Here is a 9,409-nt window from a genome sequence, read left to right as displayed (position 1 = left end):
CAAGCCAGAACCTAGGCAGGACAACGGCGTGCGCCATAAACGACGCGCCCAACCACCCACAGACACGTCACAAGACCCATATTTATGCCTCTGAGTCATAACGCTCAACGCGGTGCCCGCCTCCGTGGGCGTCACGGTGCGTGTCGCTCGCGCCGGACCGCCCGCTGCCCTGATCGACAGGGTGTCAGGCGACGACCGAGACCATCCGGCCCTTGACCACGATGACCTTGCGCGGTTCCTTGCCGTTCAGGGTCGCCGCCACCGCGCCCAGGGCCGCCGCGCGGACGCTCTCCTCGGAGGCGTCGGCGGGGACCTCGATGCGGCCACGGACCTTGCCGTTGACCTGCACCGGGTAGGTCACCGTGTCGGCCACCAGCAGCGCCGGGTCGGCGGTCGGGAAGTCCGCGTACGTCAGCGAGGTGTCGTGGCCCAGCTTGCGCCACAGCTCCTCGGCCACGTGCGGGGCGAACGGCGCCACCATCAGCACCAGCGGCTCGGCCACCTCACGGGGCGTGGCCGACAGTCGGGTCAGCCCGTTGGTCAGCTCGATCAGCTTGGCGATCGCCGTGTTGAACCGGATGCCGTCCATGTCGCCACGGACCCCGTCGATCACCTTGTGCAGCAGCCGGCGGGTCGCCTCGTCGGCCGGGTCCTCGGTGATCCGCAGGGCGCCGGTCTGCTCGTCGACGACGGCCCGCCACACCCGCTGCAGGAACCGGTACGAGCCGACCACCGCCCGGGTCTCCCAGGGGCGGGAGACCTCCAGCGGGCCCATCGACATCTCGTACACCCGGAAGGTGTCCGCGCCGTAGGCGGCGCACATGTCGTCGGGCGTCACCACGTTCTTCAGCGACTTGCCCATCTTGCCGTACTCGCGGTTGACCGCCAGGTCACCCAGGTAGTAGGCGCCGTCGCGCTCGAAGACCTCCTCGGCCTGCACGTAGCTGCCGCGCGAGTCGGTGTACGCGTACGCCTGGATCATGCCCTGGTTGAACAGCTTGCGGAACGGCTCGAACGACGACACGTGCCCCAGGTCGAACAGCACCTTGTGCCAGAACCGCGCGTACAGCAGGTGCAGCACGGCGTGTTCGGCGCCACCGACGTACAGGTCGGTGCCCCCGCAGTCACCGTCGGCGCGCGGGCCCATCCAGTACCGCTCGTTCTCCGCGTCGACGAACCGCTCGCTGTTGGCCGGGTCCAGGTAGCGCAGCTCGTACCAGCAGGAGCCGGCCCACTGCGGCATCACGTTGGTTTCCCGGGTGTAGCGCTTCGGCCCGTCACCCAGGTCCAGTTCGACCTCGACCCAGTCGCGCCGCCGCGACAGCGGGGTCTCCGGGTTGCTGTTGGCGTCGTCGGCGTCGAACGTCTTCGGGGAGAAGTCGTCCACCTCCGGCAGCTCGACCGGCAGCATCTCCTCCGGCAGGGCGATGGCCGCGCCCGTCTCGTCGTAGACGATCGGGAACGGTTCGCCCCAGTAACGCTGCCGGGAGAACAGCCAGTCGCGCAGCCGGTAGGTCACCGCGCCCATGCCGTGCCCGTTCGCCTCCAGCCAGGCGATGATCGCCGCCTTGGCATCGGCGACCCCCAGGCCGTTCAGGTCCAGGCCGCGCTCGGGCGCGGCGCTGTTGATCGCCGGGCCGTCCCCGGTGTACGCCTTGCCGTCGAAGCCCTCCGCCGGCTGCACGGTACGGACGATGGGCAGCTCGAAGACCTCGGCGAACGCCCAGTCCCGCTCGTCCTGCGCCGGCACCGCCATGATCGCGCCGGTGCCGTAGCCGGCCAGCACGTAGTCGGCGATGAAGATCGGGATCTGCCCACCGGTGACCGGGTTGGTGGCGTACGCGCCGATGAAGACGCCGGTCTTCTCCTTGGTGTCGGACTGCCGCTCGACGTCGGTCTTGGCGGCTGCCGCCTTGCGGTACGCCTCGACAGCCTCCCGGGGGCTGGCATGCCCGCCGGTCCACGCGTCCCTGGTCCCGTCCGGCCAGCTGACCGGCGCCAGCGTGTCGACCAGCTCGTGCTCGGGTGCCAGCACCATGTAGGTGGCGCCGAAGACGGTGTCCGGGCGGGTCGTGAACACCCGCACCGGCGCCGCGTTGGTCGGAAAGTCGATGTGGGCGCCGGTGGAGCGGCCGATCCAGTTGCGCTGCATCAGCTTGATCGGCTCGGGCCAGTCCAGGCTGTCCAGGTCGTCCAGCAGCCGGTCACCGTACGCGGTGATCCGCATCATCCACTGCTTCAGGTTGCGCTTGAAGACCGGGAAGTTGCCCCGCTCGGAACGGCCGTCGGCGGTGACCTCCTCGTTGGCCAGCACGGTGCCCAGCCCCGGGCACCAGTTCACCGGCGCCTGCGAGACGTACGCCAGGCGGTGGTCGTCGACGACCTGGCGGCGCTCGGCGACGCTCAGCTCGGCCCAGGCGCGGCCGTCCGGGGTGGGCCGGTTACCGCCCTCGAACTCGGCGATCAGCTCCGCGATCGGACGGGCCCGGCCGGCGTCGCGGTCGTACCAGGAGTTGAAGATCTGCAGGAAGATCCACTGGGTCCAGCGGTAGAAGTCGGTGTCGATGGTGGCCACCGAGCGGCGCTCGTCGTGCGCCAGCCCCAGCCGGCGCAGCTGCGCCTTGTACCGCTCGATGTTCGCGACGGTGGTGGTCCGGGGGTGGGTGCCGGTCTGCACCGCGTACTGCTCGGCGGGCAGGCCGAACGCGTCGAAGCCCATCGCGTGCAGCACGTTGCGGCCGGCCATCCGCTGGTAGCGGGCGTAGCAGTCGGTGCCGATGTAGCCCAGCGGATGGCCGACGTGCAGGCCCGCTCCGGAGGGGTACGGGAACATGTCCAGCACGTACAGCTTCTCCGCGCCGGCACGTGGGTGGGTCGGGTCGGCCAGCGGGCCGGTCGGGTTCGGTGCGTGGAAGGTGCCCTCGCGCGCCCAGATGTCCTGCCAACGAATCTCGATCTCGTCGGCCAGGGCCGCGGTGTACCGGAACGGGGGAATGTCGCCCGCCGGTGCGGCTGCCTCACTCATCGTCTCTCCTCGCTTCGCTTCGCTTCGTCTCGGCACCACCGGGCCGGGCCGGCGGCGGGCACAAAAAAGCCCCTCGCGCAGGAGGGGCCGCCGTGCTGTCGCTGGGTTCAGCGCATCAGCACGGCCCGGTAAGAAGCAGGAAGACTCCGGCCATGCCCCGCAGTGTACCTCGCCGTGCGGTGCGACGAGGTACCGCCGCCAGGCAGGACGCGAGGCGGTCACGCGGCCGCGGCGAACCGGGCGGTGTCGGAGGTGAAGCCCCAGCACTGCTGGGAGTTGAATACCACGGCGTCCTTGCAGTAGGCGGGGCTGGAGGTGGCTGTCGCGTCGGTCAGTAGCACTGTGGCGTAGTCCCGAAAGTACGCGTCCTCGACCGTGGTGCTGACGCACTGGTCGGTGTTGACCCCGCCGAACAGGAGGGTGCGGATGCCCTGGGCGCGCAGCACCTGATCGAGGTGGGTGGCATGGAAGCCGTTCATCCGGTACTTCTCCACCTGCACGTCCTCCGGACGCACCAGCTCCCGCAACTCGTCGACCAGCGTCGCGCCCCACGATCCCTCGGTCAGCACCGGGCCGTGGTCCAACTGCTCCCCGATGCCGGCCTGGTCGAGGCGGTGCTTGAACGACCAGAGTGTGGGCGCGCCGAGGTTGCGCAGGTCAGGTCGGTTGTACCAGTAGACCCAGATCACCGGTACGCCGAGCTGGCGGGCCGCCTCCACCGCCCGTACGGCGCCGGGGATCGCCGCCCGGCAGGCCGTGTGGTCCAGGCCGGAGCGGTCGGTCCAGCCGCCCGGAGAACAGAAGTCGTTCTGCAGGTCGAGCAGGATCAGGGCGGTCGCGTCCAGGTCCACCACGACAGGCAGCAACTCGGCCTCGATACGGGCTCGTCGCTCGCCGGCGCCGGTCGCCACGTCGACGTGGTCGGCGTGCAGCCGCCACTGCGCCACGCCACCTCCGAGACGGACGCCGCCGTCGTCGGCCTGCCCGTAGATGTCCCGCTCCCGCCACACGCTGTTCTCCCCCGGTTACGTTGCCGCTGACCGGTGGGCCATGCGGGCGGGCCACCGGATACCCGCGTGCGGACTGGTCACGCATCTCCCGAAGGGCGGATATTCCGGTGCGTAAGCGGCGGACTACCTGCGGGGGTCGGCGATAACGACAAACATGGTTAGCCTGAGAGACCAGTGAGATTCCTGCGGCAAACGAGGCTCGACGTCGCGAACCCAACGGCGGGTCCAGGTGCTCTCTAGAGAGCTGCCGTGACGGCGACGAGGAGGAGGCCCGTGACACAACAGACCTGGGACGAGGTGGGCGGCCTATTGCCGCACGACGAGTTCCGCGCCGCCAGCGAGGCCATCGTGGCCAACATCGAGCAGGTCATCGAGGGTAAGACCGCCACCGTGCGGCTCGCCCTGGCCGTCCTGCTCGCCGAGGGTCACCTCCTGATCGAAGACGTCCCGGGTGTCGGCAAGACCAAGCTTGCCAAGGCCCTCGCGCGGTCCATCGACTGCACCGTGCGACGGATCCAGTTCACCCCCGACCTGCTGCCCAGCGACGTCACCGGGGTCAGCGTCTACAACCAGGAGACGCACGACTTCGAGTTCCGCCCCGGCGCCGTGTTCGCCAACCTGGTGGTCGGCGACGAGATCAACCGGGCCTCGCCGAAGACCCAGTCGGCGTTGCTGGAGTGCATGGAGGAGCGGCAGGTCACCGTCGACGGGGTGACGTACCAGCTCCAGACCCCGTTCATGGTGATCGCCACCCAGAACCCGATCGAGATGGAGGGGACCTACCCGCTGCCGGAGGCGCAGCGCGACCGGTTCACCGCCCGCATCGCGATGGGTTACCCGGACTCCAACGCCGAGCTGGCCATGCTCGACGGGCACGGCGCCACCGACCCGCTGCACGAGCTGCGCGCGGTCTCCGACGCGGCCATCGTCCGGCAGTTGATCGCCACCGTCCGGCAGGTGCACGTGGCGGACGCGGTCAAGCAGTACGCGATCGACCTGGTCACCGCCACCCGCGAGGCCCCCGACCTGCGGCTCGGCGCGTCCCCCCGGGCGACCCTGCAACTGTTGCGCACCGCCCGGGCGGTCGCCGCCCTGGAGGGCCGCGACTACGTCCTGCCCGACGATCTGCAGGCCCTGGCGGTGCCGGTGCTCGCCCACCGGATCATCCCGACCGCCGACGCCCAGCTCGCCCGGCGCACCACCGACGCGATCGTCTCCGAGCTGGTGCACCGCCTGCCGCTGCCACACGACCGGCAGCGCAACCCGTACGACACCCGGCCCCCCGCCACCGGCAACGGTCGCGCACCCTACGAGCCGCGGAGGCCATGACGTGCGTGCCGGGCTACGCGGGCTGACCACCCGCGGGCGGTCCTTCCTCGCGGCTGCGGCCGCGGCGGCGATCTCGGCCGGCATCCTCGGCGAGAAGGACCTGCTCCGGGTGGCTGTGCTGTTGGCCATCCTGCCGTTGCTGGCCGCCGCCTACGTCGGGCGGAGCCGCTACAAGCTGGCCTGCAACCGTTCCCTGGACCCGCACCGGGTTCCGGTCGGCGCCAACTCCCGGGTGGTGCTGCGACTGCAGAACCTCTCCCGGCTGCCGACCGGCACCCTGCTCCTGGAGGACCGGCTGCCCTACGCGCTGGGCAGCCGGCCCCGGGTGGTGTTGGAGCGGCTCGGCGCGCACCAGGCCAGCTCCGTGGCGTACACGGTGCGGGCCGACGTGCGGGGCCGCTACGACGTGGGCCCGCTGGTCGTCCGGATGACCGACCCGTTCGGCCTCTGTGAACTCACCCGCTCCTTCCCCAGCACCGACCACCTGACGGTCATCCCGCAGGTCACGCCGCTGCCGTCGGTCCGGCTCCCCGGGGAGTACGCGGGTAGCGGCGACAGCCGGGCCCGCTCGGTGGCGGTGCACGGCGAGGACGACGCGGCGACCCGGGAGTACCGGCGCGGCGACGACCTGCGCCGGGTGCACTGGAAGTCCACGGCCCGCACCGGTGAGCTGATGGTGCGCCGCGAGGAGCAACCCTGGGAGAGCCGTGCCACCGTCGTCCTGGACACCCGGGCGTACGGCCACCGGGGCGAGGGCCCGACGGCCAGTTTCGAGTGGTCGGTCTCGGCCGCCGCCAGCATCGCCGTCCACCTGCGGCAGGCCGGTTACAAGTTGCGCCTGGTCACCGGCTCGGGGGCAGATGTGGACGCCTCGGAGGCCGGCGGGGACGGCGCGCTGCTCGACCACCTCGCGGAGGTTCGACTGGATCAGCGCGCCGAGGTCACCGGCCTCGTGCAGCGGGTCCGCCAACGCGCCGACGGCGGTCTGATCATCGGCCTGTTCGGCACTGTGAGCGTCGCCGAGGCGGAGTTGCTGGCCGGGCTGCGGGGCAACGGCGCCACCTGTGTCGGCTTCCTGCTGAACAGCTCCACCTGGCTCAGCCTGCCGGAGAAGGCGCGGGCCGAGGCGGAGCACGCCCACGCCGCCGCCGTCCTCGCCATGTTGCAGAGTGGCTGGCGGGTGGTCGGCGTCGACCACGGCGGCCGGCTGCCGGCGCTGTGGCCGCAGGTCGGTCGGGGCGCCCAGGGGTTCGCCCTGCGGGCCGCGCTGGCCGAGACGGTCGCCGGCGGTGTGCGATGAACGGAAGGTTCCCCTCATGATCAGCAGTCGGAACATCGGCATGGTGGCGGCCGCTGCCACGCTGCTGGCCGCCGCACCGCTCTCGGCCATCTTCCAGGGCTGGACATGGTTGATCGAGTCCATCATCGCGGTCGCCGTGGTGGCCGGGGTGGCCGCGCTGACCCGCCTCGCCCGGGCACCTCTGTGGGGTCAGGTGCTGGGCATGCTGGCCGGCCTGATGCTCGCCCTGACCTGGTTGTTCCCCAGCGGCCAGGAGTTGCTCGCGATCCTGCCCACCCCGGGCACGCTCGCGTACTTCGGCGACCTGCTCGCCGGCTCCATGCAGGACATGCGCTCGTACGGGGTCGAGGTCCCGGACACTGACCCACTGCTGTTCATCGCCGTGCTCGGCGTCGGCGGGGTCGCCGTGCTGGTGGACGTACTGGCCGTGGGGCTGCGCCGGCCCGCGCTGGCGGGGCTGCCGATGCTCGCCATCTACTCGGTGCCGGTCGCCGTTTACGTGGACAGCGTCCCCGCGGTGCCGTTCGTGGTGGGCGCCGCCGGTTACCTCTGGCTGCTGGTCACCGACAACGTCGACCGGGTGCGCCGCTTCGGGCGCCGGTTCACCGGTGATGGCCGCGACGTCGACGTGTGGGAGGCCTCTCCGTTGGCGTCCGCCGGCCGTCGGCTCGCGGCGGTCGGGGTGGCCCTGGCGGTGGTGCTGCCGCTGGCGGTGCCGGGCATGACCGGCGGGCTGCTCGACTCGCTCAGCCGAGGGCCGGGCAACGGCACCGGCAACGGGTCCGGCTCGGGCGGCACGTCGGGTCGGATCGACCTGTTCGCCTCGCTCGCCGGCCAGCTCAACCAGTCCCAGGTGGCCGACCTGGTCAAGGTGAAGACGTCCGAGCAGAGCCCGTTCTACCTTCGCTACGCGGTCGCCGACGAGCTGCGCCCCGCTGGTTTCCAGGCGCGCAACCCCAGCGGCCGGTCGGTCAACCGGGACCTGCCGAACCCGGCCGACCGGGCCGGTCCAGGCGTGCGGCAGACCACCTACCAGGCGACCGTCGAGGTCACCAAGAGCCTGAGCATGTCGCTGATGCCGGTGTACGCCGAACCGACCCGCGCCGACGACCTCAGCGACAACTGGCTCTACGACGCCAACCAGCAGGTCGTCTTCTCCAACCGGGAGAACTCCCGCGGTCGGAAGTACTCCTTCGACTACGTCCGCTCGACCTTCACGCCCGAGGCGTTGCGGACCGCGAAGCCGCTGCCGACCGAGCACCCGGTACGCCGACAGATGACCGCCACCCCCGGGCCGGTGCCCGAGGTGGAGGAGCTGGTCAAGGGGCTGATCCAGGGCAAGCGCACGGACTACGACAAGGTGCTGTCGATCTACCAGCACTTCTCGGCGGACAACGGTTTCAGCTACCGGTTGAGCACCGAGAGCGGCAGCAGCGGTCAGGACATCGTCAACTTTCTGACCAACAAGGTCGGCTACTGCCAGCAGTACGCCGCCGCGATGGCCTGGCTGGTCCGCTCGGCCGGCATCCCGGCCCGGGTGGCGTTCGGGTTCACCAATGGCAGCAAGCGCGACGGTGACACCTTCACGCTGACCAACCTCAACCTGCACGCCTGGACCGAGGTCTACTTCGACGGGGCTGGTTGGGTGCCGTTCGACGCGACCCCGGCGTACGGGGTGCCCGGCTCCACCCGGTCGGCCTGGGCACCGGACACTGACGCGCCGGAGGAGACCAGCCCGAGCGCCGGCGCTACGAGCGCCCCGACGGACCCGGGCGCCTCGGCGGAGCCGACCGGCCCGGACAACGCCGACCGGGACACCGACGACGGGCTCTCTCTCGGCGGGACGACGCCGAACGAGCAGCCACCGGTCTGGCCGTGGTGGGCAGCGGGCCTGGTGGCCCTGCTGGTGCTGCTCGCGGTGCCCGCGCTGCGCCGGGTGGCTCTGCGCCGCCGACGGGGTGGCCGCGCGGCAGGCGGGGCGATGGCCTCCGCGAGGGTCGGCGCCGACAGCGAGCCGGGGGCACGTCCGGTGGTGGTCAGCGCGGACGCCAACCGGGCCCGCGCGGACGCGCACGCCGCCTGGGCGGAGCTGCTCGACACGCTTGTGGACTTCCGGGTCCCGGTCGATCCGACCGAGACGCCCAGGGCGACCGCGGACCGGCTCGTCCGGGACGCCCTCGACGATGACGACGCGATCGGGTCGGTGCGGCTGCTCGGCCGGGCGGAGGAGCGGGCCCGCTACGCGCGGGATCCGCTGACCGGTGAGCGCTTGCTGCCGGCGCTACGCGCGGTCCGTGCGGCGCTCGCCACACGGGCGGACCGACGGACCCGCCTGCTCGCCGCCGTGCTGCCGCCCTCGGTGCTGCTGCGCTGGCGCACCACCATGGCCGACAGGTCCAGCCGGATGGTGGCGCTCACCGGGCAGGCCCGGTACCGACTGCTGCGATGGAACCCTCGACGGCTGCTGGCCGACCGGGCCGCCCGCTGACCAAAACCCGACCCGCCCACTCCGCCACTCATGATCACTTGATGACCGGTAGTTGCCGATAGGTTCTCGCGACTGCACACCATCAAGTGATCATGGGTGGCGTGGGGGTGGCGACGCCGGGCCGGGCATGGAGCGGCGGCTCAACGACCATCCAAGATTGCGCTTGATCCAGGAACCTGGCGCACGATCCCGCTACACCCAGGACCGAGCACGATCATGCGGAGAGTGGCCCTGCGGAGAGCTGGCGGCCGTGGAAG

General features: G+C 71.3%; 5 protein-coding genes. 3 read left to right on the top strand and 2 right to left on the bottom strand.

Annotated elements, in window-relative coordinates:
• Positions 1–184 precede the first annotated feature (184 nt).
• Together leuS and FB453_RS29705 are read right to left on the bottom strand one after the other, a co-directional pair.
• Complete coding sequence (leuS, locus tag FB453_RS29710) at positions 185–3,025, bottom strand: leucine--tRNA ligase (protein WP_145795517.1); 2,841 nt, start codon at positions 3,023–3,025, stop codon at positions 185–187.
• Positions 3,026–3,243: 218 nt separating this feature from the next.
• The gene (locus tag FB453_RS29705; protein WP_112582757.1) at positions 3,244–4,035 is read right to left on the bottom strand and encodes a cysteine hydrolase family protein; all 792 of its coding nucleotides are present in this window, start codon (positions 4,033–4,035) and stop codon (positions 3,244–3,246) included.
• 273 nt (positions 4,036–4,308) lie between these two features.
• Between FB453_RS29705 and FB453_RS29700 the strand changes: the two genes are divergently transcribed.
• Genes FB453_RS29700 through FB453_RS29690 form a run of 3 tightly spaced genes read left to right on the top strand, consistent with a single transcriptional unit; the run spans position 4,309 to position 9,152 of the window.
• Complete coding sequence (locus FB453_RS29700) at positions 4,309–5,364, top strand: AAA family ATPase (RefSeq protein ID WP_091407670.1); 1,056 nt, start codon at positions 4,309–4,311, stop codon at positions 5,362–5,364.
• Position 5,365: 1 nt separating this feature from the next.
• Positions 5,366–6,664: a DUF58 domain-containing protein gene (locus FB453_RS29695; protein ID WP_112582758.1), complete on the top strand. Its 1,299-nt coding sequence runs from the start codon at positions 5,366–5,368 to the stop codon at positions 6,662–6,664.
• A gap of 16 nt (positions 6,665–6,680) precedes the next feature.
• Positions 6,681–9,152, top strand: coding sequence for a transglutaminase TgpA family protein (locus FB453_RS29690; protein WP_145795515.1), 2,472 nt, complete (start codon positions 6,681–6,683; stop codon positions 9,150–9,152).
• Positions 9,153–9,409: the final 257 nt, after the last annotated feature.

It is taken from the genome of Micromonospora sp. CNZ322 (assembly GCF_007827755.1).
The sequence above is the reverse complement of the archived record's forward strand: the minus strand, read 5'-3'. Positions and strand labels throughout refer to the sequence as shown.